Below are 22642 nucleotides of genomic sequence, written 5' to 3'. Positions count from 1 at the left end.
CGAGGGAAGCGGGAGGGAGGGCGCGATGCTGTACGCCTCCGGGGTCGACGTCCGCTTCGGCGGCGTCCACGCCCTGCGCGACGTGAGCGTCTCCGTACGCCCCGGGGAGGTCTGCGGCCTCATCGGGCCGAACGGCGCGGGCAAGACCACGCTGTTCGACGTCCTGTCCGGGATCCGGCGGCCCGACGGCGGGAGCGTCGCGCTCGCCGGCGAGGACATCACCCGCCGCTCCCCCGTGTGGCGGGCCCGGCACGGCATCCGCCGGACCTTCCAGCGCCAGCAGCTCTTCGGGCAGCTGACGGTGGCCGACAACCTGGTGGTGGCCCAGGACTGGCGGGCCGGGCTGCGGCCCGGCGCGCGCCGGGAGCGGGCCGCGGACGTGCTCCGCGAGTGCGGACTCGACGCGCTCGCCGAGTCGTACGCGGGCGCGCTGCCGGTCGGACAGGCGCGCATGGTCGAACTCGCCCGGGCCCTGGCCGATCCGCCCCGCGTGCTGCTCCTCGACGAACCGGCGTCGGGGACGACCGCCGAGGAGCGCCGGGTGCTCGCGGCCGTCGTCCGTCACATGGCCGACGAGGAGGGCTGCGCGGTGCTGCTCGTGGAGCACAACGTGGCCTTCGTGATGGAGCTGTGCACGCGGGTCGTGGTCCTCGACCTGGGGCGGGTCCTGGCGGAGGGGACGGCGGCGGAGGTTCGGGCGGACCCGGCGGTGCGCGACGCGTACCTCGGGACGTCGGGCGGTGCGTCCCGGGCGGCGGAACAGGCGGGGGGCTGAGATCGTTGATCGCACGGGTGCCCCTGTTCTCCTGTTTCTCCCGTTCTCCGGGGCACCGCGACGACATGTACATCAGGAAAGGCCCACTCGTGAGCACGGACAACAAGGTCCCCTCCCTCGTCCTCAACAACGGTGTGCGGATGCCGCAGCTCGGCTTCGGCGTGTGGCAGGTGCCGGACGCCGAGGCGGCGGCGGCCGTGGGCACGGCGATCGAGGCGGGCTACCGCTCGATCGACACCGCCGCGATCTACGAGAACGAGCGGGGCACCGGCCAGGCCGTGGCCGCCTCCGGGGTCCCCCGCGAGGAGCTGTTCATCACCACGAAGCTGTGGAACAGCGAGCAGGGGTACGACTCCACGCTGCGCGCGTTCGACGCCTCGCTCGACAAGCTGGGCCTCGACTACGTCGACCTGTACCTGATCCACTGGCCGGTGCCGGCGAAGGACGCGTACGTCGACACCTACCGCGCCCTGGAGAAGATCAACGCCGACGGCCGGGCGCGGGCCGTCGGCGTCTCGAACTTCCTGCCCGAGCACCTGGAGCGGCTGCTCGGCGAGACCTCGGTCGTGCCGGCCGTCAACCAGATCGAGCTGCACCCGCACCTCCAGCAGGCCGCCTCGCGCGAGGTGCACGCGCGCCACGGCATCGCGACCGAGGCGTGGTCGCCGCTCGGCCAGGGCAAGGGCCTCCTGGAGGTCCCGGCGATCGTGGCGATCGCGAACAAGCACGGGCGTTCGCCGGCCCAGGTGGTGCTGCGCTGGCACCTCCAGACCGGGAACGTCGTCATCCCGAAGTCGGTGACGCCCTCGCGCATCCGCGAGAACATCGACGTCTTCGACTTCGAGCTCGACGCCGAGGACATGGCGGCGATCGCGGCGCTGAACGAGGACCGGCGGATCGGCCCGAACCCGGGGGAGTTCAACGTCGCGTGAAAGAGGGGACGGGGGACGGTGTGAGGCCCGTCGAGGCGGGCCTCTACCGCGTGCGGAACGTCGCGAGCGGGCTGCTCATGGAGGTGTACGAGGGCTCGGGGCGCGGCGGCGCGAAGGTCCGGCAGGGCGTCGAGTCCGGGACGCCCGGGCAGCACTGGCACGTCACGCCCGTGCCGAACGGCGGCGGGCTCTACCACCTGGTCAACGCGGCCAGCGGCAAGCGGCTCGACGTGACCAACGCGTCGACGGAGAACGGCGCCCTGATCCAGCAGTGGCGGCCGAACAACTTCGGCGCGCAGGAGTGGGTCATCGAGCAGGACCTCCAGTCGCCCGGGACGGTGGCGCTCGTCAGCTTCGTCAGCGGGCTGTACGTGGAGGTCGCCGACGGCTCCCGGGAGGCAGGCGCGGCCGTACGGCAGTGGGAGGACACCGACTCGCCGTTCCAGTGGTGGACGTTGGAGCCGGCGCCCTGACCGCCTGGGGGCCCGTCAGCCCTTGCGGGCGGTGTGAACCGTACGCGCCGTGAGGTGGAAAAGGTCGGAGCGGTGGTGCAGGGACCGCTCGTCGGCCGGGTCGAGGAGCACGTCGAGGGTCTTCGCGTCGTCCGCGTCGATCCGGTCGCCGAAGCCCTCGCGCAGCCGCCCGAAGTGCGTGAGCGCCAGCTCGCGGACGACCGGGGAGACGGGCGCGGGGATGTCGGTGAGGAAGGTGCGGGTGCCGGCGGGGGTCAGCCCGGCGGCGGCGAGCAGCGCCCGCCAGTCGTCCGGCTGGTCGACGAAGCCGGGGAGCCCGGCGCGCATCTCGCCGAACCAGTAGGCGTGGGCGGCGTCGAGGCGGGCCTCGAAGCCGGGCCGTCCGATGCCGATGTGCCAGGGCAGGTGGCGGGTGGAGAGTCCGCCCTCGAAGAGGGCGATGACCCCGCCGGGGCGCAGGACGCCGGCGAACTCGGCGAGGGCGGCGCCCTGGTCGCCGATGTGGTGGACGGAGTTGCCGGCCCAGATGAGGTCGGCCTCGCCCAGGGACGCGATGTCCTCCGGAAGCTGGGCGTGCCGGGTGGAGACCCGCGCGCCGAGCCCGTACGCCTCGGCCCGCTCCCGTACGCGCACGAGCAGCTCGGGAGTGCCGTCGACGGCGACGGTCTCGGCGGCGGGGAAGGCCTCCGCGAGCAGGCTCGTGACGACGCCGGGCCCGCTGCCAATGTCGAGGATCCGCCGCACGCCGTACACGGGCGCGAGCGTCCCGAGCCAGGCGGCGGCCTCACGGTAGGCGGGACTCGCGACCTCGGCCTGCCGCTCCAGGAGCGGGGCGAGCTGGTTCCAGTCGAGGTCGGCGCCGTCGTGGTGATGACCGTGCTGATGCTGGTGCTCGTGCTGGTGCTGCTGCTGGTCGTGGCTCTCGTGGCCGTGGTTCTCGTGGCCGTGGTGGGACGCGCGATGCTGACTCATGACTCCAGCGTGCGGCCGATGGGCGCGAAGCGCGAGAAATGTTGCCGGTCCGGCAAAGAACCGGCTCGGCTTTCTCAGCCGTACCGGAGGGCCAGCACCCGGACCGTCTCCGCCATCCGTTCGCGGAGTTCCTCCGGGGCCAGGACCTCCACCTCGGTGCCGAGGGCGAGGAAGGTGACCGTGGCGTGGGCGAGGGATTCGACGGGGAGGGTCGCGCGGGTCCAGCCGTCCCCGTCCTGGGTGCCGGTGGCGGTCAGGGCGCGGGCCGCCGCTCCTGTCAGGCGGGCGGCGCCCTCGGGGGTGAGGCGGACGACCGCCTCGCCCTCGTGGAGGCGGGCGAGGAAGTCGGTCTGGCTCGCGCGCCAGTGGGTGGCGAGGTCGAAGTCCTCCGGGCGGACGACCTCCTCGTCGGTGGCGGTGAGGGCGAGGATCTGGTCGACGCGGTACGTGCGGGGGTCGCCGGGGCCGGCGACCAGGTACCAGCGGCCGGCCTTGAGGACGAGGCCGTACGGGGCGAGGCGCCGGTCGACGTCGGTGGGGGCCTTCCAGCGGCGGTAGCGGACCTCAAGGACGCGCCCGGCCCGTACCGCCTCGGCGACCTCGGGCAGGAACGGGACCTCGTCCCCCTTCGCGTACCAGCCCGGCGCGTCGATGTGGAAGCGGGCCCGCAGCCGGTCGACGTGCTCGCGCAGCGGCGCGGGGAGCGCGGCGCGCAGCTTCAGCTGGGCGTCGGCGAAGTGCGCGCCGAGGCCGAGTCCTTCGGCGGCCCCGGGCATCCCGGCGAGGACGAGCGCCTCCGCCTCGCGCGTGAAGAGGTCGGTGAGCCGGGAGCGGTGTCCCGCGAGGAGCCGGTAGCCGCCGCGGTGCCCGGCGTCCCCGTACAGCGGCACTCCGGCGGCGTGCAGCGACTCGACGTCGCGGTAGACCGTGCGGACGGAGACCTCCAGTGTGTCGGCGAGCTCGGCGGCGGTCATCCGGCCCCGGGTCTGGAGCAGCAGGAGGATCGAGAGCAGTCGGCTGGACTTCACCGGCGCACGGCCCCTCAGCCGCGCCTGACGAAGCGGGCCAGGCGGTAGCGGGGGTCGTCGCGGGGGCGGTCCTGGTCCGGCAGGGCCGTGAGGGCGGCGGCGAGGACGTCCGTGGTCGCCGGGTCGCCGTCGTACCAGGAGGCGAAGTACCCGGCGCGCAGTTTCCGCACCGTGGCGCGCGGAGTGGCGCCCTGGCCGTGGCCGACGAAGTGGGTGCCGGGGGCGGGTGCCAGGCCGTGGGCGGCGGCGTGGCGGGTGACCGCCTCCGACCGGTCCGAGGCCACGGCGGCCGAGCGGCGGGGACGGAGGATCGCGTCGATGTCGCTGCCGACGTCGTGGGCCGCGTCCTTGTCGACGGTGGCGATCAGGACCCCGCCGGGCCGCAGCACACGCGCCGCCTCGGCGACGATCTCCGGTGCGAACGGGACGAGGTGCAGCAGCCAGACCGCCGAGACCGCGTCGAGGGAGGCGTCCGGGAACGGGAGCCGGCGCGCGTCGGCGCGCACGACGCGGCCCGGCAGCCGGGCCGCCGCCGTCCGCAGCATCGCTTGGGCGGCATCCGCCCCGTGGACGGACAGGCCCGGCCTGGTGAGGCGTTCGGTGACGAGGCCCGTGCCGCAGGCCAGGTCGAGGAGGGTACGGGCGGAGGCGGGGACCAGCCGGAGCACGGCCTGCGCCGCGGCCTCGGCACGCGGGACGCCGCCGCGGGTGCGGTCGTAGTGCGCCGCCTCCGCCTCGTAGTCGAGCAGGGTGCCCCGGCCGCCGGTCCCCGCGCCCGGCCCAGGCTCACGCATCGTCGTCACGGCACAGGCAGAAGGGGTGGCCCGCCGGGTCGAACAGCACCCGAACGTTCTCCCCCGGCTGGAACTCCGCCTCGGTGGCGCCCAGCGCGACCGCCTCCGCGACCGCTTCCTCCAGGTCGCCGACCTGGAAGTCGAGGTGCATCGTCGGGCGCTGGTCGCCCTCGGCCGGCGGCCACACCGGCGGCCGGTAGCCGTTCGCTCGCTGGAACACGAAGAACGGGCCCTGCGGCGAGGCGGCCACGACCTCCGTGTCCGGATCCTCGTGGCCGACGACGTGCCAGTCGAGCAGCTCGGCGTAGAACCTCGCGAGGGCGCCGGGGTCCGGCGCCTCGATCGTCGTGCCCCACCACATGCCGCCCGTTCGAGATCGCATGATCCGACCCTAACCGGGCGGTCCGACCAGCCGGTAGGTGTCAGCGCACGCCGTGGCCCGGGGCGATCCCCTCCACCCGTTCCGCCAGTGCGAAGTCCTTCTCGGTGACGGTCCCTCCGGCGGAGTGGGTGTTCACGGAGAGCGCGACCGTGTTGTAGCCGAGCGTCAGGTCCGAGTGGTGGTCCAACTCCTGCTGGATCTGCGCCACGTGCACGACGAGCGCCGTCGCCGCGAAGTGGTCGGCGAGGCGGTAGGTGCGGGCGAGGTGGTCGTTCTCGACGGACCAGCCGGGGAGCTCCCGCAGGCGGTCCTCGATCTCCTTCTGCGACAGCGGCTCTGTGGGCACGGTGTGCTCCCTCCGGTGGTGCGGGCCTCCAGGGACGAAAGCCTCCCGGACGGGAGGCCCCTGGGAGAAGTACCCGGGTCGTCCCTCTGGGATACCGTCTGACCATGACAACCGTCGCGACCGACACGGGCGTGGGAACGCTGCTGCGCGGCTGGCGCGAACAGCGTCGGCTGAGCCAGCTGGAGCTCGCGCTGCGCGCGGACTCCTCGGCCCGGCACATCTCCTTCGTGGAGACGGGCCGCTCCCGCCCGAGCGAGGACATGGTCCTCAGGCTCGCCGAGCACCTCGACGTCCCCGTGCGCGAGCGGAACGCGCTGCTCCTGGCGGCCGGTTACGCCCCCCGGTACGCCGAGACCCCGCTCGACGCCCCGAACCTGGAGACGCTCCGCTGGGGCATCCAGCAGCTCCTCGACGGGTACGAGCCGTACCCGGCGCTCGTCGTGGACGGCAGCTACACGGTGATCGCGGCCAACCGGGGCATCGGGCTGCTGCTCGACGGGCTCCCCGAGCACCTGCTCACGCCGCCGATGAACGCCATGCGGATCACCCTGCACCCCGAGGGTCTCGCGCCCCGCATCCGGAACCTGCGGGAGTGGCGCGGACACCTGCTCGCGCAGATGGACCGTCAGATCGCCCTGGCCCGTTCGGAGTCGCTGCGGGAGCTGTACGAGGAGGTGGCGGCGTATCCGCTGCCGGCCGAGGTCGACCCGGAGGACCGGCCGGACGCGGAGCCGTACCCGTACTTCGCGCTGCCGCTGCGGATCGAGCACGACGGGCACGTGCTGTCCTTCGTCTCCTCGATCTCGACGTTCAACACGCCGATGGACGTGACCGTCGCCGAGCTGGCCATCGAGACGTTCCTCCCGGCCGACCCGGAGACGGTCGCGTATCTGCGGGCCCTCGGGGACGAGTAGTTCTACCCCTGGGACGTCGCGCGCAGGGCCGTCCACTGGAGCGCGGCGAAGCCCGCCACGGTCATCGCCTGCATCGGGATCCAGAGGAGGCCGGCCGTGGTCGGCTCCAGCCAGGCGACCAGCGCCACGACGCTCAGGACCGCCCACAGGACGTTGGCGTCGACGACCAGCTTCACGGCGAGCGGCGACGGCTCCGGGCGGCTCGCGAGCAGGCCGACCCCGGCGGCGAAGAGAGTCAGGAAGACGCCGAGTTCGAGCAGCAGGGCCGCGTCGACGCCGAGGAGTTCCCCGAGGGGGCCGGAGGCGCCGAGGTAGGCGAGCCCGTTGGTCCCGGTGACGACGGCGTCGAGGGCGAGGAAGCGGCGCAGGGCGGTCGCCGGGCGGGTGGTGCGGGCGAGGCCGGTGAACAGGGCCTGGGACATGGCGGATCACCCTTCGTGGGGACGTACGTGCGGATGTTCTTGCAGGTGGTGGGCCCGGAGCCCGAGCGGAGTGCGCCGCCCGGGTTCCGGTGGTCACGAGCATGCCGGGCCGCCGGGGAGGGGTCGATTACCCGTCAGGTAATGACGCGGCCGCCGCGCGGGCGTTCGTCGTACTAGTCTTCGCGCCGGGGTGGCCGGAATTGGTCGCCCTCAACGGGGGGAGACAGCGCGATGGCGCGGAACAGACAGCGGAACACGCAGCAGAGCAGACCGCGGGCCGGCATGGTGGCCACGGCGGACGACCACAAGGTGACGCCCGCGGAACTCTTCTTCGACCTCGTGTTCGTGTACGCGATCACGCAGGTCACCGCCCTGATGGCGGCGCACCCCACCCCGGTGGGCGTCGTCGGCGGCATGGTCGTGCTCGCGCTGCTCTGGTGGTGCTGGTGCTGCTTCGCCTGGCTGGGCAACGTCGTCCGGGTCGACTCCGGCGGGGTGTTCGCCGTCCTCGTCACCGTCATGGCCGTCGTCCTCACGGTCTCGCTCGCCGTCCCCGAGGTCTTCTCGGACCGGCCCGGCGGCATTCCGGCCCCGCTGCTGTTCGTGCTCTCGTACGGCGCGGTGCGCGTCCTGCACCTGGCCTCGTACTGGGTCTCCAGCCCCGGCGACCACGCCCTCCGCGCGACCCTGCGCCGTACGGCGCTGGTCTCCGTGCTGCCGCCGCTGGTCCTGCTGCTCGTCGGCTGCGCGTACGAGGGACGGGTCCAACTCCTGCTGTGGCTGGGCGCGGTGGCCGTCGACTACGGCGGCATCTACGTGACCGGCTCCTCCGGCTGGCGGGTCAACTCCCCCGGCCACTTCGCCGAGCGGCACGGTCTCATCGTCATCATCGCGCTCGGCGAGTCCATCGTCGCGATGGGCGTCGGCGTCTCCGGCCTCCCCATCACCCTCGCCGTGCTCGGCGCCTCGACCGCCGGGCTGCTGCTCGCGGCCGGGCTGTGGCGGCTGTACTTCCGCGAGCTCGGCGAGGCCGCCGAGCACCGGCTCGCCTCCCTCGACGGCGACGACCGCACCCGCTTCGCCCGGGACACGTACACCTTCCTGCACCTGCCGCTGGTCGCCGGGGTCGTGCTGTGCGCGCTCGGCATGAAGAAGGTCCTCCAGCAGGTCGCCGACACCGGGCACTACGGGCTCGCGGAGCCGCTGCACGGGGTCGTGGCCTGGTCGCTGACGGGCGGCGTCGGCGTGTTCCTGCTCGGCGCAGCCGCGATCGTGCTCCGCACCTCGGGGCGGCGGCCGGTCGCCCTGGCCGTGGGCGGGGCGTGCTGCCTCGCGGCCGGGCCGCTCGTGGAGCTCGTACCGGCGCTGCCCGCGCTCGCGGTGCTCGCCACGGCGGTGGCGGTGCTGGTGTGGCTGCACGGCCACCGCGGGGTGAGGGCGGCCTCTCAGTAGGCCGCCTTCCGGTGCCGGACGAAGGCGCGCAGCCGGTCCGTGTCCGCCGTCGTCCAGCCGTCCGGCGGCAGGACGGCCGCCCAGCCGTCGACGGCACCGGCTCCGTACCGGTGGCCGTGCGGCGCGTCGACGCCGTACGAGACGGCCATGTCGATCGAGGTCTGCCAGAAGGCGACGAACGGGAACCAGCTGATCTCCGGCGTCACGTCGGGGCCGAGCGGCTCGTCGAGCCACTCGGGGCGGTCGAGGAGCAGGTCGGGCGACCACCAGACGACGGGGTCGGAGGCGTTCTGGAGGTAGACCGCGCGCGGGTGCTCCCAGGAGCCGGCGGGCAGGACGAGGTCGGTACGCGGGAACTGGGCGAAGCGGACGCGGGCGCCGCCCTCGTACTCCGGGCGCCAGACGGGGCTGGCCGGGTCGCGGTCCCGGCGGATCTCGCCGGAGATCGGGGAGAAGTGCGGCGGGCCCATGATCAGGGCGCCGTCGGTCCCGGCGAGGAGCGCGTCGGCGCTGCCGAAGCTCGCCTCGACGGCGTACGCGCCGAGGCTCTCGCCGGTGACGACGAACTTCGGCCGCCGCTCGGCGGGGAGCGTGTCGAGCTTCGCGCGGACGGCGTCGAGGAGGGCGCGGGTGGCCTGTCCGGCCTTCTCCTTGTCGACGAGGAAGGAGACCCAGCTCGGGAGGTACGAGTACTGGACGGCGACGATCGCGGTGTCGCCGCCGTACATGTACTCCAGGGACTCGGCCACGTTCGGGTCCACCCAGCCGGTTCCGGTGGTGCCGGCCACGGCGAGGACCGCGCGGTCGAAGGCCCCGGTGCGTTCGAGCTCGCGGACGGCGAGGCGGGCCTGCGCGTCGAAGGGGCTGGCGTCGGCGAAGGCGGCGGGCAGCGCGGAGGGCACGTACACCCGGACGGGTTCGCGGGACGGGCGGCCCGTCCAGGCGGTGAGGGCGGAGGGGCTGGGGGTCGAGCCGGTGAAGTTACGGCCCTGGTAGCCGAGGTCGCGCCACGGGATGAGGGAGCCCGGGCCGCCGGAGACGTGGCGGGAGACCGGGGGCTCGATGCCGTCCTTGGTGCCGCGGTTGGTGGCCTCGGCGATGCGGTCGGCGACGTCGACCACACCCCGGTCGAAGACGACGTCGCGGACGCCGACGAGGACGGCCAGGGCGGAGAGCGCGCCGCCGACGGCGAAGGCGACGCGACGGGGCATGAGTCGGCCGAGCAGCCGTATCAGGGCCAGGGCGCCGAGCCGCACGGTGCGGGCGACGAGGAGCGCGGCCAGGAGCAGGCCGAGGGCGATCAGGGCGATCATCGGCGTGTGCCAGGTGAGGGTGGGCGGGAGCCCCTGGAGGACCCGCAGCTGACGCTGCATCCGGGCGCTCTCGGAGATCAGCCAGACCGCGATGACCGGGCTGAGCAGCCAGTACGCCTGCCAGCAGCGGGTCCGGACGCGCTCTCCCGGGAGCCGGGAGGCGGGGACGAGGGCCCGGAACAGCCAGGCGAGGCTGGAGCCGAGGGCGTACCCGATGACGGCGGTGATGCCGCCGACGATCCCCTGGAGCAGCCACGGGCGGGGCACGAGGGAGGGCGTGAGGCTCGACCAGAAGAAGACGGTGGCTAACACGAGGGCGGTGAGATCGGGCCAGCGGCGGACGCGGTACGAGGGGTCGGGACGGTCCCAGTAGGGGCGCCGGGCGAAGGCGAGGAGACGGGCGGCGGGCGTCTTCGGGAGGCTCGGCGGGCCTGGGACGGGCCCGGCGGACCGATCGGGGCGGGTGTTCCGGTCGGTCGAGGTCATCCGTTCAGCCTCGTACGTCCGTACGCCTGTCCGCAATCGGAATTAAGTCCCGACCTCGGCCCGCCGGGCCTCGCCCGGCCTCACCCAGCCTCCCCCCTTCCCCTACCCGCCCCTCCCCTTGTCAGCGGACGGGGTCCTCCCGGGGGACCGGCGGCTCGGCGGTCGGAGCGGCGGTCTTCTGTGGTTCCTTCTCCGTCTCGGCGACGCGCCGGGCGCGGGCGGCCTCGGCGCGCAGCAGGGCCTGAAGGACGGCATACGGGTCGACGGGCATGGCGGAGCTCCTCGCGGTGCGAAGGGTGATGTGGGGGGTACTGCTGCCGGAGGGTCTGGCCCTCTCAGCAGCGCATCACCTCGCGCCGGGGCGCGTCACCGCGCGGGGCGGGTACGGGGGCGGGGGCGGGCACGTCGGTACGGCCCCGTCGCAGCGCCGCGCGGGACCGGTGCCGCGGAGCCGGCCGGACGCAGGTCCGGTGCCGCCTGGCCCGCCCGGGAAGCCCGGCCTCGGGAACGGCCGGGTCGAGGGTCTCGGTGGCGGGGTCGGAGGTCGGGGTGCCGGGCACGGCCGGGGACGCCGGGGCGGCTGGGCCGGCCGGGGCCACCGAGAGGACCGGGGCGGTCGCGACGAGGGGAGACGCCAGGGCGAGCGGCCCGCCCGTGCCGAGCAGGGCGGCGAGGACGACGAGGAGGACGGGCCACGCCTGCCGGACGGGCCACGCCCGTCGGCCCGGGGCGCGGCGCGGCCCGGTGCCCGCCGGGGTGGCGGGTGCCGTGGTCGTGACGGGCACGGGCCTCATGGAGATCCGTCCTGCCCCGCCGGGACACCGATAGGCCGCCCGGAGGGGCAGATCCGCCCGTGCGGCCTACACGCCGGGCCCGTGATTCACCGCCTCGGCGGTCAGGCCGCCGCGCGCTGCTTGCGGGCCGACATCCACGCGTAGATCAGCACGCCCGCGAAGAGGAACAGCACGCCCTGGTAGACGGCCGCGTAGCCGGAGCCCGCGACCAGCCAGAGGGAGAAGCCGAACGCGGCGAGGGCCAGAGCGGCGTCGCGGGCGAGGCGGGTGCCCTGGACGCGGTCGGACTGGCCGGAGAGGAGGAAGTAGATCTGCGCGGCGGTCGAGAGGAGGTACGGGACCGTGGCCGTGAAGGTGGTGACCAGGACGAGCATCTCGAAGACGCCCTGCGTGCCCGCCGTGTAGTTGTAGACCGTCAGGAGCGAGGCGAGGACGACGGTCACGGCGACGCCGACCGTCGGGACCCCGCGCCGCTTGCGGGTGAAGACCTTCGGGAAGAGGCCGTCGCGGGCGGCGGCGTACGGGGTCTGGGCGCTGAGCAGCGTCCAGCCGTTGAGCGCGCCGACCATGGAGACGAGGGCCATGCAGGCGATGGCCGTCCCGCCCCAGGAGCCGCCGAACATGACGTTCACGGCGTCGGAGAAGGGGGCGGTGGAGCCGACGAGCTGGTCGTGCGGGACGGTGCCGAAGACGGACAGCGTGCCGAGGAGGTAGATCACGGCGGCGCCGAGCGTGCCGAGGATGGTCGCGCGGCCGACGTTGCGGCGCGGGTCGCGGACCTCGCCCGCGCTGACGGCCGCGGACTCGACGCCGAGGTAGCTGAAGAGCAGGATCGCGGCGGAGGCCGAGATCGCGCCGAGGGCGCTGCCGTCGGTGGCCTGGAAGGGCCCGAGGTTGGCGCTGTCGAAGAAGAAGAGCCCGCCGACGGCGACGAGCAGCAGCGGGACGAACTTGAGCACGGTCGAGACGAGCTGCACGGCCCCCACGTACCGGGTGCCCGCGAGGTTGGCGAGCGCGGGGAGCCACTGGAGCAGGAGCGCGGCGGTGATCGTCGCGGTCTTCGACTCGTGGACCGGGATCAGGACGTCGAGGTAGCCGACGGCGGCGACGGCGAGGGCCGCGTTGGAGACCCAGGTGGTGATCCAGTAGGACCAGGCCGCGAGGAATCCGGCGAAGTCGCCGAAGGCCTCGCGGGCGTAGACGTACGGTCCGCCGGTCATCGGGAGGCGCCGGGCGAGGCGGCCGAAGACGAGCGCCAGGGCGATGGCGCCGAGGGTGAGGATGCCGAAGGCGACGAGGCTGATGGTGCCGTACGGGGCGACGGAGGCGGGCAGCAGGAAGATGCCGCCGCCGATGATGTTGCCGACGACCAGGGCGGTCGCGACCGGGAGGCCGAAGCTGCGGGCGTGCTTGCTGGCGGGGGTCGGGTCGGAGCCGCCCGCGGGCCCTTCGGGTCCGCTCTCCGTCGTCTTCGTGCCGGCCGTGCTCATCGGGTGGTGCGCCTTCCGTCGTGCAAATCCGGACCATCGTCCGGTAAGGGCGAACAGGCGGCCAAATCAGTGCGTATTGTCCCGTGCGGACGGCTCATCAACCGGAAGAAATGATTCCGCATCGCGTCCCGGCGGTGAAATCTCCAGCGGCACCTGCGGGCCCCGCCCCGCCGACTCCCGCAGCCACCGCCGCAGCACCCGGTGGATCCGCTCCGCCCCCACCAGCTCCTCCCCCGCCTCCACCGGCGCCGACAGCTCGGGCGGCGACAGCAGGAAGGGGTGGGACTGCTCGCCGCCGAGCCCACCATGGGAGCCGATCTGCTCCTCGAAGGCATGCACGGTGCCGGTGGCGGGGTCGTACATCGAGTTGACCATGATGTCCGCGACGTGCGGGAAGCCGTCCGTGCGGCGCACGGCCTCCGCCGCGCCCCGTCCGAAGAGTGCCATCGGCCCCTCGTCCGTGAGCTCGGCGACCGGCACCTCCACGCCGTCGCGGGCGAGCACCACCGAGCCGTGCTCCTCGCTCGCCACGAGCACGAAACCGACCCCGGGATGGTGGGCGAGGGTCCGCAGGAGGGCCGGGTGCCGCCGGTCGATCTCCTCGCGGGTCAGCCGGTGCGGCACGTCGGGGAAGGAGATCAGGCCGAGGTTGCCCGAGGCGAGGACGATCGGCTCGGACGGCTTGGACGGCAGCTCGCGCCCCTTCTCGCCGCGCTTGTCGAGCGGCCGGTGGAGCGCGCTGCGCAGCGCGTCCCTGGCCGCGTCCCGCGCCTCGGAACCGCTGCGGGTGCGGCCGACGCGGCGCGGCACGGGGAGCCCGCACCCGGCCCGTACGAGCTCCTTGAGGGAGAGGCCGTACGCCGACTCGAAGGTCTCCCCCGGGCTCTGGCCGTGGTCGGAGAGGAGCACGATCCGGTACGGCCTCGGGGCGTGCTCGGCGACGGTCGCGATCAGCGCGACGGCCCGGTCCATGCGGCTCAGGACCTGGTCGGTGTCGCGGCCGTGCGGCCCCGAGTGGTGGGCCACCTCGTCGTACGCGACGAGGTCGGCGTAGACGGCGGTGCGTCCGGCGAGCATGTCCCCCATCACGGCCGCGACGACGACGTCCCGCTCGACGACCGTGGCGAAGGCCCGGACGAAGGGGTACAGGCCGCCGCGCGAGACCCGGGGCTTGTCGCGGCGCACGAGGGCCCGGGTCGACTGGCGCATCTCGCGGACGATCTCGGTGACGAGCGAGCCCGCCGTGCGGACGGCGTTGGCCGGGTCGGAGAAGTACGCGAAGTACCCGGCGCGCGAGCGGTTGCGGCGGCCGCGCCGGGCGGCCATCGACAGGACGAGGGCCAGCTGGTCGGCGCCGCCGCTGAAGAGGTTGCCGCGGGAGGCCCCGTCGTACGTCAGCAGGCCGCCGCTCCCGGTGCGGGCCACGGCCCGGCGCTGGAGCTCCACGGCGCTGGCCGGGCGGTTCGACACCATGAGGCGGCCGGTGTCCTTCTCGTACCAGCGGAAGGCCGGCACGTCCTCGTTGGAGCCGTGCAGGATGCCGAGCTGGCTCGCGCCGGTCTGGCTCGACCAGTCGGTGCGCCAGGGCGTGAGCCGGTGGCCCGCGTCGATCCACTCGGCGACGGTGGGCATGAGCCCGTCGGCGACGGCGGTGCGCAGGACGTGGTGGCCGACGCCGTCGAGCTGGAGGAAGACGGTGCCGGGGTCGGCCTCGGGGGCGTCGTCGGCGGCGCGGGGGCGGGTGCGGCCCGTGAGGCGGTAGAGGCGGCGGCTGTAGGCGTCGTCGTCGCGGACGGCGAGCGCGGTGGAGGTGGCGGAGGCGACGGCCGACATGACGGCGGCGACCACCACGGCGGTCTGCGGGTCGGCGACGCCGCGCCCGTCCGGGATCAGCCAGAGGGCGACGAGCAGCAGCGAGCCGTTGAGGAAGAACACCAACAGGCCGAGGACGAGCGCCGGGACGAGGAGCAGGGCCCGGACGATCAGCGGCCAGACGAGCGCGCTGAGCACACCGAAGACCCCGGCGGCGGCGGCCGCGGTGAGCGCGGTGCGGGTGAGGCTGTCGCCGTCGGCGGACTGGAGCTGGAAGTCGGGGAGGAGCGCGGCGAGGACGAGCATCGTGAGCGTCGACACCGCCCACACCACGATCATCCGCATCACCGCTCTGCCCGCGGTACCCCAGCGGCCGGCGCCACCCCATCGCCCGTCTCCCACGCCCCATGCACCTTTCGCCCGTTTCCTGCCCCAAGCGTGGCACAACGCCCACGATCAGGCCGAGAAAGGGATACCCGGGGAGGGCCCGGGTGTGTCAGGTCGGGGGCGGGTTCGTGCGGATCCGCCGCCGGTTCGCGCGGATCCGCCGGTGGGAATGCGCCGACGGCCGTACGGGCACGTCAGCAGCCGTCGTATCCGGCCGTCGGCATGGAGAGGCGCCGGTGCACGCCCGCTCTCGCCCGCCCGTCGTACGCCGGTTCGTCCAGGGAGGCCGTCTCCAGGCGCACCCCGCGCCGCTCGCACTCCGCGCGGAAGCCCTCGACGGAGGTCAACGCGCGGGCGAGGACCCGCTCGTTGGCGGCCACGAACAGGTCCACCGCCCCCTCCTCCACGTCGGACCACAGGGCCGCGTGGTCGGGGCGGATGCCGTAGAAGAGCAGTTGGCGGGCGAGTACGTACCCCTTGTCGCGGGCCCAGCGGGCGCACATGTCGTGCTGGCCGCGCGTGTCGACCAGGAAGGGATCGGTGTCGAGCTCTTCGAGCGGGGTGAGGCTGGCGATCGCCGCCACCCGAACGTCGTCCATGGATGGACCCTACTGGGCTTCGGCACGGCCGAACATCCTCCGGAGCGCGCTCCGGACATTTACCCTCGTGGGGGAGGTACGGCACGAGCGCGGACATCGCGCCCGGCCGCCGAGGCGGTACGACGAGGTCCGAGGACCGGGAAGCGGGGGCGGCGGCATGCCGGTGGAGGTCACCTGGTGGGGTCACGCGACCTGCACGGTCGAGGACTCCGGGGTCCGCTTCCTCACCGACCCGCTGTTCACGCGGCGGCTCGCGCACCTGCGGCGGCGGCGCGGCGCGCTGCCGCCCGCCGACGCCACCCGCGCCGAGGCCGTCCTCGTCTCGCACCTGCACGCCGACCACCTGCACCTGCCCTCGCTGGCCCGGCTCGCGCCGGGGACCAGGGTCCTCGTGCCGCTCGGCGCCCCCGCCGCCGTACCGGGGCTGCGCAGGCTCGGGACGACCGCCGGGCTGCGGCTCACCGAGGTGGGGCCGGGCGACGAGGTGACGGTGGAGGGCGTGACGGTACGGGCCGTGCCGGCGTTCCACGACGGCCGCCGCCTGCCGGTCGGGCCGCACCGCTCCCCCGCCCTGGGGTACGTGGTCGAGGGCGAGGCGCGGACGTACTTCGCCGGGGACACCGGTCTCTTCGACAGCATGGCCGAGGACGTGGGTCCGGTGGACGTGGCGCTGCTCCCGGTGGGCGGCTGGGGCCCGTACCTCGGTCAGGGCCACCTGGACGCGGGCCGGGCGGCGCAGGCGCTCGCCGCGCTCTCCCCCGCCGCGGCGGTGCCGGTGCACTACGGCACGTACTGGCCGATCGGCATGGACGGGATCAGGCCGCACGAGTTCCACGCGCCCGGCGACGAGTTCGTCCGGCACGCGGCGGCGCTCGCGCCGAAGGTCGCGGTGCATCTGCTCGGCCACGGCGAGCGGGTGCGTCCGGAGGTCGCCAAGTGAGCCAAGGCCTCACGGGATTCACCGCCGCGGTCCGGGACCTTCCGCCGGAGTCGACGCAACAGGCCGTCGGCTACCCGTCGTTGTTCCTGCTCGTGACGCTCGGCGCGCTGGTCCCGGTGGTGCCGACGGGCGCGATCGTCAGCACGGCGGCCGTGGTCGCGTTCCACCAGTCCTCGCCCTTCTCGCTGCTCTGGGTCTTCCTCGTGTCGGCGTCCGCCGCGTTCCTCGGCGACATGGCGCTGTACTGGCTCGGGCAGCGCGGGGTGCACTCGCAGAGCGGCTCGCGGTGGCTGGGCGCGCTGAAGGGCCGGGTGACGCCGGAGCGGCTCGCGCAGGCGCAGGAGCGGCTCGACACCCACCACATGTCGGTGCTCGTCCTGTCCCGGCTCGTCCCCGCCGGCCGGATCCCCGTGATGCTGGCGTGCCTGCTCGCGGAGATGCCGCTGCGGCGCTTCGCCCGGGGCGACGTCGTGGCGTGCCTGGCGTGGGCGGCGACGTACCAGCTGATCGGGATCCTGGGCGGCTCGCTCTTCCCCGAGCCCTGGCAGGGGGTCGTGGCGGCGATCGGGCTCACGGCGCTGGTCAGCGTGGTCCCCGCGCTGTGGCGGCGGCTGCGGGGGACGTCCGACGCGGTGGCGGCCGGCGCGGCGAAGGCGGCGAAGGTGTCGCGTCCCTCAGGGCGCGAGCACCCGTGAGGTTCCGCCCGTCAGGGCACCAGGACCCGTGAGCCGCCGACCGGGAGGTCCCACAGGTCCTCGCGGGGCAGCCCGGCCTTCTCCCAGGCGGCCCTGACCCGGGTGAGGGGTTCGAGGACGGGCTCGGAGGAGAGGACGAAGGTGGCCCAGTGCATGGGGGCCATGCGGCGCGCGCCGAGGTCCTGGTGGGCCCGGACGGCCTCCTCCGGGTCGGTGTGGACGTCGCTGAGCCACCAGCGCGGGTCGTAGGCGCCGATCGGCAGCAGCGAAAGGTCGATGCCGGGGAAGCGGCGGCCGATCTCCCCGAACCAGTGGCCGTAGCCGGTGTCCCCGGCGAAGTGGACGCGACGGCCGGCCGGATCGGTGAGCACCCAGCCGCCCCACAGGGAGCGGCAGGTGTCCCAGAGGGTCCGCTTGGACCAGTGGTGCGCGGGGACGAAGTCGAAGCGCACGCCGTCGAGTTCGGCCGCCTCCCACCAGTCGAGCTCGGTGACACGGGTGAACCCCCGTCGGACGAACCACCGTCCGAGCCCTGCGGGCACGAACACCGCCGTGGAACGGGGCAGTCGTCTGAGGGTGGGGGCGTCGAGGTGGTCGAAGTGGTTGTGGCTGATGACGACGGCGTCGACGGGCGGCAGGTCCTCCCAGCGGACGCCCACCGGGGTGAGCCGGGCGGGGGTGCCGAAGATGCGGCGGGACCAGACCGGGTCGGTGAGGACGGTGAGTCCGCCGATCCGCAGGACCCAACTGGCGTGCCCCGCCCAGGTGACGGCGAGCGTGTCGGTTCCGGCGGCGGGCATCGGGCCCGGCTCGAAGGGGAGCAGGGGGACGTCGCGGAGCCCTTCGGGGCGGGGGCGTACGGCGCCCTCGCGGGCGAGGCGGGCCATCGCGCCGACGCCGGGGAGCGGCGCGGTGAGCCGGTCGGCGAAGGTCCGGGGCCAGTCGGCGCGGAGCCGGCCGACGGGTTGGAGGGTGGAGAAGGGAGGCGCGGGGGCGGTCGGGGCGGCCTGGACGGCGGAGGCGTCCTGGGCGTCCTGGGCGGTCGCCGAGGTGACCACCGGAGCGGGGGGTGCCGTGGGTTCGGTCATCTGCGGGCTCCGTTCTGCGCGGCTCGCGCGGGATCACCGGGTCGTGACCGGCGGGACTCGGGGCGTCGGCGGGTGGTCGGGGTCCGTGTCGGCGGTCGCGCGGCCGGGTTCACCGGAGCTCCTCCAGGGCTCCGGCGAAGTCCTCCAACGCCCGCTCCACGTGCGGGAGTTCCTCGGGGTTCCGGGCCGCCAGGGTCTCGGCTCGCTGCTCCTCGCCGGCGCCGAGGAACATCCGCGTACCGAACCGGACGCGCAGGGCGCCGAGTTCGTCGCCGAAGCGGTGGCCGCCGGGGGCGGGGGCGCCCAGGCGGTGGGTGAGGTGGTTCTCCAGCTCCAGGGAGTCGGTGACGCCGCAGGCGGCGAGTCCCGCGCGCAACGGCCCGAGGTCGACGTACAGATGGCGGCCGGCCTGCGGGGGCCGGGACAGCGCCCCGGCGGCGAGGACGGCGCGGTGCGCGGCGGCGGCGATCCGGCCGTGGACGGCGGCGGCCCGCCCGGCGCGTACGGTGACGTCCTCGGGTTCGTCGAGGGCGTGCGCGGCGGCGGGGGCGACGGGTCCGGTGACGACGGCGCCGAGGGCGGTGAGCACGTCGAGGGTCCGGGCCCTGCGGTCGGTCCAGCGGTCGGCGCGGGACGGGCCGGTGGGCGGGAAGCGGGCGACGGCGCAGGGCCAGGCGGCCGGGGTGAGCGCGCCGGACAGGTCGGCGAGGACGGTGACGTCGTCCGGGCACATCTCGGCGGGGCTGAGGAGCACGGTGTCCTGCGGGTGGTGGAGGGTGTCGCGCCAGGTCTCGTCGCTGACGACGTGCAGCCCCTCGGCGACGGCCGCTTCGCAGGCCTCGCGGACGAGTTCGGGCGGGGCGACGGTGGCGGTCGGGTCGTCGGCGACGGACAGCAGCAGGACGCGGGGGTCGCCGCCCTCGGCACGGACCCGCCGGACGGTCTCCAGGAGGGCGTACGGGTCGGGGACGCCGCCGCATTCGGCGGGGGTCGGCACGTGGTAGGCCGGACGGCCGAGGAGGCGTACCTGCGGGGCCCACCAGGCGGGACAGGGCCGGGGCATGAGCACGTCGCCGCCGTGGGCGGCGATCAGGGCGAGGAGGAGGGCGGGCGCGCCGGGGGCGGCGACCACGTCCTCGGCGTGGGACCGCAGCCCCCTGCGCCACCAGTACCCGGAGGCCGCCTCGCGCAGGACGGGACCGCCGCCGGGCGGTTCGGCGGTGGCGCGGCCGGCGGCCGCGGCGAGGAGGGCGGCGAGTCCGGGAAGGACGGGCAGGCCGCTGTCGGGCGCGGGCGGTCCGTACCGCACCGGCCCACGGCCGTCCGGGGCCGTCTGCCGCATCTCCCGTACCTCCATGAGCGCACGGGGGCGCCGGGCGGGCACCCCCGTGCCCTTTATACGAAGATTCGTGTGGTTCCGCCGCTTCAGGCGACGGTGATCGGGTGACGCACGACGGCGTTGAAGAGGTAGCCCTGCGTGTTGTGGACGGCCCGCTCCGGCTGGGTGTTCCCGGCCGCGTCGGTGGTCCGCGAGAGCAGGGTGGCGGGGCCGGTGCGGTGCGGGAGCCACGGCACGGTCCAGCGGACCCAGCCGCCCCTCCGGGGGGTGTCGAGGAGCCGGGCCGGCCGCCAGTGCTCTCCGCCGTCGACGGAGACCTCGACCCTGCGGACGGGGGCGTGGGCGGACCAGGCGCGCCCGGTGAGCCAGTGGAGCCGTCCGGCTTCGAGGGTGGCGCCGAAGGGGAGCTCGTACCCCGACTTGACCGTCTGGAGCGTGAGCGGCGCGCTGCCGCCGGGCGGGTGGGCGGGGCCGAAGAGGCGGTACCAGTCCGTGGTCCAGGGCGAGGTCAGCGGGCGGGTGGACACCTCGATGTCGCCGAGCCACTTGATCGACGAGATCCCCACCCAGTTCGGCACGACGAGCCGGACCGGGTGGCCGTGGTCGTACGGGAGGGGCTCGCCGTTCATCTCGTACGCGAGGAGCACGTCGTCGAAGGCCTTGGCGACCGGCAGCGGGCGGCGGACCCGGCCGAAGTCGACACCGCCGGAGACGTACGGGTCGTCCAGGCCGCGCGGCAGGAGGTCAACGGCGTCGCCCGCGATCCCGGCGCGGAGCAGCACGTCGGAGAGGCGCACCCCGCGCCAGCGTGCGGCGCCGACGGCTCCGAGCGTCCAGGCGGTGCCGGTGGCGGGCTCGCCCTGCTGGGTCGCGTAGAAGCTGCGGCCGTTTCCGGCGCACTCGATCAGGGCCGTACGGGTGACGGAGGGCAGGTCGCGGAGCTGTCCGTACGTGAAGTGGACCGGGTCGCGGCCGTGGAGGCCGTCGCCCCAGAGGGTGAGGCGCCAGTCGGCGGCGTCGAGGACGGGGGTGGAGGTGTGGTTGCGGACGAAGAAGCGCTCGTTGGGGGTGTGGAATCCGGTGTCCGCGAAGGCGTCGAAGCGGGCCTCGGCGTTGGTGCCGCGGACGGTGAACCACTCGGGCGGGAGGGGCTTGAGGATGCCGGGGGCGGCGGCCCCTGTGGCCGCGGAGGCCGCCGGGGCCGTGGCGATCCCGCCGAGTGCGGAGAGCGCCGGACCCGCGGCGAGCAGCTTCAGGAGGGTACGGCGGTCGGGCGCGGGCGAGTACGGCACGGAACTCCTCGGACGGTTCAGGGGGGGCGGCGGGCCGATCCTAGGGAAGCGGAGGGCTCAAGAAGAGGGTTTGGGCGGCCCGTTCATGGTGTTGTCACACGAGGGAGCGCCAGACCGACGCGCGCCGGCCGGAACGCGGAGGCGGCCGGAGCACGGAGGCGGCCGGATGCGGAGGCGGCCGAAACGCGGAGGCGGTCGCGGAGCCCGGCGGGCCAGAATGCGGCATGTCGATACGTGAAGCGATTCCCGAGGACGCCGCCGAGCTCGCCGCCGTCCACGTCCTGTCCTGGCGCGCCGCCTACCGGGACCTGCTCCCCGCCGCCTACCTGGCCGGTCTCGACCCGGACGAGCGGGCCACCGCGTGGCGCGCGCGGCTCTCGGCGCCCGACCGGCCCACCGTGCTGCTCGCGACGGATCCCGGCGGGCGGGTCGTGGCCTTCTCCTGCTTCCGCCCCTGGCCGGGCGAGGACCTGGACCCCTCGACCACCGCCGAGCTGTCGGCGCTGTACGCCCTGCCGGAGGCGTGGGGCACGGGTGTGGGCCGCGAGCTGCTCGCCGCGTCCGCCGACGCCCTCCGGGCGGCCGGGTTCCGGACGGCGGCGCTGTGGGTGTTCGCGGGGAACGCGCGGGCCCGGCGGTTCTACGAGGCGGCTGGGTGGCGACCGGACGGCGCGTCGGCATGGGACGTCACGGGCGGGAGGGAGCTGGAGGAACTCCGTTACGGGACGGCACTGTTCACCTGAGCCGATGTCCACATCGCAAGACTCAGGTCTCACTATGCGGCGAAAGTGCGTACGGTGGAGGCACGCACCCACACCGAGGGAGTCGTCCGATGACCCACGAGACCGCCACCTACACCCACGGCCACCACGAGTCCGTCCTGCGGTCGCACAGCTGGCGGACCGCCGCCAACTCGGCGGCCTACCTGGTGCCCGAGCTGCGCCCGGGGCTCGACGTCCTGGACGTGGGCTGCGGTCCCGGCACGATCACCGCCGACCTGGCCGCCCTGGTGGCGCCGGGCCGGGTGGTCGCGGTGGACGCCGCCGAGGACGTCCTGGAGAAGGCTCGGGCCGTCGCGGACGAACGCGGCCTGAAGAACGTCGAGTTCGCGGTCGCGGACGTCCACGCCCTGGACTTCCCCGACGACTCCTTCGACGTGGTCCACGCCCACCAGGTGCTCCAGCACGTCGGCGACCCGGTCCAGGCGCTGCGCGAGATGCGGCGTGTGTGCCGCCCCGGCGGGGTCGTCGCCGCCCGCGACAGCGACTACGGGGCCTTCACCTGGTATCCCGAACGGCCCGCCCTGGACGGGTGGCTGGACCTGTACCACCGGGTCGCGCGCGCCAACGGCGGCGAACCGGACGCCGGGCGGCGGCTGTTCGCCTGGGCACGGAAGGCGGGCTTCACCGACATCACGACGACGGCCGGCACGTGGTGCTACGCGACCCCCGAGGAGCGGGCCTGGTGGAGCGGCCTGTGGGCGGACCGGACGGTCGCCTCGTCCTACGCGGAGCTGGCCGTCTCCGGCGGCCACACGACCGCCGACGAGCTGGCGGCGATCGCCGAGGCGTGGCGGGAGTGGGGCGGCCAGGAGGACGCGTGGTTCATGGTCCCGCACGGCGAGATCCTGTGCCGGGTGTCCTGACGGCCCTTCTCGGACTCTCGGACTCTCGGACTCTCGGACTCTCGGACGGACTGCCTCCCGGCCTGACCCTCCCGGCCCCGACCCCGTCAGGAGAAGTCGTGGAATCCGTTGCAGTACGGATCCTGGAGCGGACAGCTCGGATGGGGAGTGGGTTCCGGCTCGGACGACGCGGGGTCGGGGTCGAAGTACCCCGGGGGCGGGGGCGGCAGGGCGAACGTCTCGCAGAGGCAGGCGCCGCACGGGCCCGAGAAGCGGGGCTCCGTGTGACGGAA

General features: G+C 74.5%; 24 protein-coding genes. 9 read left to right on the top strand and 15 right to left on the bottom strand.

Going from position 1 to position 22642, the window contains the following annotated elements:
* The first annotated feature begins 25 nt into the window (after nucleotides 1-25).
* From ACFC0Z_RS00505 to ACFC0Z_RS00495, 3 genes are all read left to right on the top strand, one after another.
* Nucleotides 26-775 carry an ABC transporter ATP-binding protein gene (locus ACFC0Z_RS00505; RefSeq protein WP_376431194.1) on the top strand — a complete coding sequence of 250 codons (750 nt, stop codon included), beginning with the start codon at nucleotides 26-28 and terminating at the stop codon, nucleotides 773-775.
* 140 nt (nucleotides 776-915) lie between these two features.
* Nucleotides 916-1707: an aldo/keto reductase gene (locus ACFC0Z_RS00500; protein WP_376433394.1), complete on the top strand. Its 792-nt coding sequence runs from the start codon at nucleotides 916-918 to the stop codon at nucleotides 1705-1707.
* Between the two features lie 20 nt (nucleotides 1708-1727).
* Entirely contained in the window at nucleotides 1728-2180 is a 453-nt protein-coding gene (locus ACFC0Z_RS00495; RefSeq protein ID WP_376431192.1) for an RICIN domain-containing protein, read from the top strand.
* 15 nt (nucleotides 2181-2195) lie between these two features.
* Here the strand turns inward: ACFC0Z_RS00495 and ACFC0Z_RS00490 are convergent, their stop codons facing one another.
* From ACFC0Z_RS00490 to ACFC0Z_RS00470, 5 genes are all read right to left on the bottom strand, one after another.
* Nucleotides 2196-3152 carry a class I SAM-dependent methyltransferase gene (locus ACFC0Z_RS00490; protein WP_376431190.1) on the bottom strand — a complete coding sequence of 319 codons (957 nt, stop codon included), beginning with the start codon at nucleotides 3150-3152 and terminating at the stop codon, nucleotides 2196-2198.
* A gap of 74 nt (nucleotides 3153-3226) precedes the next feature.
* Entirely contained in the window at nucleotides 3227-4180 is a 954-nt protein-coding gene (locus ACFC0Z_RS00485) for a helix-turn-helix transcriptional regulator (RefSeq protein WP_376431188.1), read from the bottom strand.
* Between the two features lie 14 nt (nucleotides 4181-4194).
* The gene (locus ACFC0Z_RS00480; protein ID WP_376433392.1) at nucleotides 4195-4929 is read right to left on the bottom strand and encodes a class I SAM-dependent methyltransferase; all 735 of its coding nucleotides are present in this window, start codon (nucleotides 4927-4929) and stop codon (nucleotides 4195-4197) included.
* 37 nt (nucleotides 4930-4966) lie between these two features.
* Nucleotides 4967-5356 carry a VOC family protein gene (locus tag ACFC0Z_RS00475; protein ID WP_376431186.1) on the bottom strand — a complete coding sequence of 130 codons (390 nt, stop codon included), beginning with the start codon at nucleotides 5354-5356 and terminating at the stop codon, nucleotides 4967-4969.
* 40 nt (nucleotides 5357-5396) lie between these two features.
* Entirely contained in the window at nucleotides 5397-5702 is a 306-nt protein-coding gene (locus ACFC0Z_RS00470) for a 4a-hydroxytetrahydrobiopterin dehydratase (protein ID WP_376431184.1), read from the bottom strand.
* A gap of 104 nt (nucleotides 5703-5806) precedes the next feature.
* On the opposite strand from ACFC0Z_RS00470, the gene ACFC0Z_RS00465 reads away from it, so the two are divergent.
* Nucleotides 5807-6616: a helix-turn-helix domain-containing protein gene (locus tag ACFC0Z_RS00465; RefSeq protein WP_376431182.1), complete on the top strand. Its 810-nt coding sequence runs from the start codon at nucleotides 5807-5809 to the stop codon at nucleotides 6614-6616.
* 2 nt (nucleotides 6617-6618) lie between these two features.
* Here ACFC0Z_RS00465 and ACFC0Z_RS00460 read toward each other — a convergent pair whose 3' ends face one another.
* Entirely contained in the window at nucleotides 6619-7038 is a 420-nt protein-coding gene (locus tag ACFC0Z_RS00460) for a hypothetical protein (RefSeq protein ID WP_376431180.1), read from the bottom strand.
* Nucleotides 7039-7269: 231 nt separating this feature from the next.
* Between ACFC0Z_RS00460 and ACFC0Z_RS00455 the strand changes: the two genes are divergently transcribed.
* Nucleotides 7270-8490 (top strand): low temperature requirement protein A, encoded by a 1221-nt coding sequence (locus tag ACFC0Z_RS00455; RefSeq protein WP_376431178.1) that lies wholly within the window; start codon nucleotides 7270-7272, stop codon nucleotides 8488-8490.
* Here the strand turns inward: ACFC0Z_RS00455 and ACFC0Z_RS00450 are convergent.
* The 6 genes from ACFC0Z_RS00450 to ACFC0Z_RS00425 form a co-directional block, all read right to left on the bottom strand.
* Complete coding sequence (locus tag ACFC0Z_RS00450; protein WP_376431176.1) at nucleotides 8484-10289, bottom strand: alpha/beta hydrolase; 1806 nt, start codon at nucleotides 10287-10289, stop codon at nucleotides 8484-8486. The two genes, ACFC0Z_RS00455 and ACFC0Z_RS00450, sit on opposite strands and share 7 nt — an antisense overlap.
* 121 nt (nucleotides 10290-10410) lie before the next feature.
* A complete protein-coding gene (locus ACFC0Z_RS00445; protein ID WP_376431174.1) occupies nucleotides 10411-10560 on the bottom strand; it encodes a hypothetical protein in 150 nt (49 codons plus the stop codon).
* A 64-nt stretch (nucleotides 10561-10624) separates the two neighbouring features.
* Nucleotides 10625-11083 (bottom strand): hypothetical protein, encoded by a 459-nt coding sequence (locus tag ACFC0Z_RS00440; RefSeq protein ID WP_376431172.1) that lies wholly within the window; start codon nucleotides 11081-11083, stop codon nucleotides 10625-10627.
* 101 nt (nucleotides 11084-11184) lie between these two features.
* Nucleotides 11185-12573 carry an amino acid permease gene (locus tag ACFC0Z_RS00435; RefSeq protein WP_376431170.1) on the bottom strand — a complete coding sequence of 463 codons (1389 nt, stop codon included), beginning with the start codon at nucleotides 12571-12573 and terminating at the stop codon, nucleotides 11185-11187.
* A gap of 66 nt (nucleotides 12574-12639) precedes the next feature.
* Nucleotides 12640-14730, bottom strand: a complete 2091-nt coding sequence (locus ACFC0Z_RS00430) for a phage holin family protein (RefSeq protein WP_376433390.1) — start codon at nucleotides 14728-14730, stop codon at nucleotides 12640-12642.
* Nucleotides 14731-14966: 236 nt separating this feature from the next.
* Nucleotides 14967-15371, bottom strand: a complete 405-nt coding sequence (locus tag ACFC0Z_RS00425; protein WP_376431168.1) for a hypothetical protein — start codon at nucleotides 15369-15371, stop codon at nucleotides 14967-14969.
* Nucleotides 15372-15528: 157 nt separating this feature from the next.
* Between ACFC0Z_RS00425 and ACFC0Z_RS00420 the strand changes: the two genes are divergently transcribed.
* On the top strand, nucleotides 15529-16311 hold the full coding sequence (locus ACFC0Z_RS00420; protein ID WP_376431166.1) for an MBL fold metallo-hydrolase: 783 nt from the start codon (nucleotides 15529-15531) through the stop codon (nucleotides 16309-16311).
* Nucleotides 16308-17006 (top strand): DedA family protein, encoded by a 699-nt coding sequence (locus tag ACFC0Z_RS00415; RefSeq protein WP_376431164.1) that lies wholly within the window; start codon nucleotides 16308-16310, stop codon nucleotides 17004-17006. Before ACFC0Z_RS00420 ends, ACFC0Z_RS00415 begins: the two co-directional genes overlap by 4 nt.
* Before the next feature lie 11 nt (nucleotides 17007-17017).
* Here ACFC0Z_RS00415 and ACFC0Z_RS00410 read toward each other — a convergent pair whose 3' ends face one another.
* The 3 genes from ACFC0Z_RS00410 to ACFC0Z_RS00400 all read right to left on the bottom strand — a co-directional run bounded on the left by ACFC0Z_RS00410 (nucleotide 17018) and on the right by ACFC0Z_RS00400 (nucleotide 20725).
* Nucleotides 17018-18094, bottom strand: coding sequence for an MBL fold metallo-hydrolase (locus ACFC0Z_RS00410; RefSeq protein ID WP_376431162.1), 1077 nt, complete (start codon nucleotides 18092-18094; stop codon nucleotides 17018-17020).
* 109 nt (nucleotides 18095-18203) lie between these two features.
* Nucleotides 18204-19436 (bottom strand): aminotransferase class I/II-fold pyridoxal phosphate-dependent enzyme, encoded by a 1233-nt coding sequence (locus ACFC0Z_RS00405; protein WP_376431160.1) that lies wholly within the window; start codon nucleotides 19434-19436, stop codon nucleotides 18204-18206.
* 83 nt (nucleotides 19437-19519) lie between these two features.
* Complete coding sequence (locus tag ACFC0Z_RS00400; protein WP_376431158.1) at nucleotides 19520-20725, bottom strand: sulfite oxidase; 1206 nt, start codon at nucleotides 20723-20725, stop codon at nucleotides 19520-19522.
* A gap of 224 nt (nucleotides 20726-20949) precedes the next feature.
* On the opposite strand from ACFC0Z_RS00400, the gene ACFC0Z_RS00395 reads away from it, so the two are divergent.
* Together ACFC0Z_RS00395 and ACFC0Z_RS00390 are read left to right on the top strand one after the other, a co-directional pair.
* A complete protein-coding gene (locus tag ACFC0Z_RS00395) occupies nucleotides 20950-21468 on the top strand; it encodes a GNAT family N-acetyltransferase (protein WP_376431156.1) in 519 nt (172 codons plus the stop codon).
* 89 nt (nucleotides 21469-21557) lie between these two features.
* Entirely contained in the window at nucleotides 21558-22370 is an 813-nt protein-coding gene (locus ACFC0Z_RS00390; protein WP_376431154.1) for a methyltransferase domain-containing protein, read from the top strand.
* Nucleotides 22371-22642: the final 272 nt, after the last annotated feature.

Source organism: Streptomyces sp. NPDC056144, assembly GCF_042264145.1.
Taxonomy (GTDB): Bacteria; Actinomycetota; Actinomycetes; order Streptomycetales; family Streptomycetaceae; genus Streptomyces.
Note: the sequence above shows the minus strand (reverse complement) of the source record. Positions and strands in the feature narration are given on the sequence as shown.

What these genes read in the sequence shown, in the direction of transcription:
- ACFC0Z_RS00505 (WP_376431194.1), top strand. Translation starts at nt 26, where the DNA reads ATGCTGTACGCCTCCGGGGTCGACGTCCGCTTCGGCGGCGTCCACGCC.
- ACFC0Z_RS00390 (WP_376431154.1), top strand. Translation starts at nt 21,558, where the DNA reads ATGACCCACGAGACCGCCACCTACACCCACGGCCACCACGAGTCCGTC.
- ACFC0Z_RS00500 (WP_376433394.1), top strand. Translation starts at nt 916, where the DNA reads ATGCCGCAGCTCGGCTTCGGCGTGTGGCAGGTGCCGGACGCCGAGGCG.
- ACFC0Z_RS00430 (WP_376433390.1), bottom strand. Translation starts at nt 14,730, where the DNA reads ATGCGGATGATCGTGGTGTGGGCGGTGTCGACGCTCACGATGCTCGTC.
- ACFC0Z_RS00450 (WP_376431176.1), bottom strand. Translation starts at nt 10,289, where the DNA reads ATGACCTCGACCGACCGGAACACCCGCCCCGATCGGTCCGCCGGGCCC.
- ACFC0Z_RS00420 (WP_376431166.1), top strand. Translation starts at nt 15,529, where the DNA reads ATGCCGGTGGAGGTCACCTGGTGGGGTCACGCGACCTGCACGGTCGAG.
- ACFC0Z_RS00445 (WP_376431174.1), bottom strand. Translation starts at nt 10,560, where the DNA reads ATGCCCGTCGACCCGTATGCCGTCCTTCAGGCCCTGCTGCGCGCCGAG.
- ACFC0Z_RS00465 (WP_376431182.1), top strand. Translation starts at nt 5,807, where the DNA reads ATGACAACCGTCGCGACCGACACGGGCGTGGGAACGCTGCTGCGCGGC.
- ACFC0Z_RS00405 (WP_376431160.1), bottom strand. Translation starts at nt 19,436, where the DNA reads ATGCGGCAGACGGCCCCGGACGGCCGTGGGCCGGTGCGGTACGGACCG.
- ACFC0Z_RS00455 (WP_376431178.1), top strand. Translation starts at nt 7,270, where the DNA reads ATGGCGCGGAACAGACAGCGGAACACGCAGCAGAGCAGACCGCGGGCC.
- ACFC0Z_RS00475 (WP_376431186.1), bottom strand. Translation starts at nt 5,356, where the DNA reads ATGCGATCTCGAACGGGCGGCATGTGGTGGGGCACGACGATCGAGGCG.
- ACFC0Z_RS00395 (WP_376431156.1), top strand. Translation starts at nt 20,950, where the DNA reads ATGTCGATACGTGAAGCGATTCCCGAGGACGCCGCCGAGCTCGCCGCC.
- ACFC0Z_RS00460 (WP_376431180.1), bottom strand. Translation starts at nt 7,038, where the DNA reads ATGTCCCAGGCCCTGTTCACCGGCCTCGCCCGCACCACCCGCCCGGCG.
- ACFC0Z_RS00425 (WP_376431168.1), bottom strand. Translation starts at nt 15,371, where the DNA reads ATGGACGACGTTCGGGTGGCGGCGATCGCCAGCCTCACCCCGCTCGAA.
- ACFC0Z_RS00490 (WP_376431190.1), bottom strand. Translation starts at nt 3,152, where the DNA reads ATGAGTCAGCATCGCGCGTCCCACCACGGCCACGAGAACCACGGCCAC.
- ACFC0Z_RS00440 (WP_376431172.1), bottom strand. Translation starts at nt 11,083, where the DNA reads ATGAGGCCCGTGCCCGTCACGACCACGGCACCCGCCACCCCGGCGGGC.
- ACFC0Z_RS00435 (WP_376431170.1), bottom strand. Translation starts at nt 12,573, where the DNA reads ATGAGCACGGCCGGCACGAAGACGACGGAGAGCGGACCCGAAGGGCCC.
- ACFC0Z_RS00410 (WP_376431162.1), bottom strand. Translation starts at nt 18,094, where the DNA reads ATGACCGAACCCACGGCACCCCCCGCTCCGGTGGTCACCTCGGCGACC.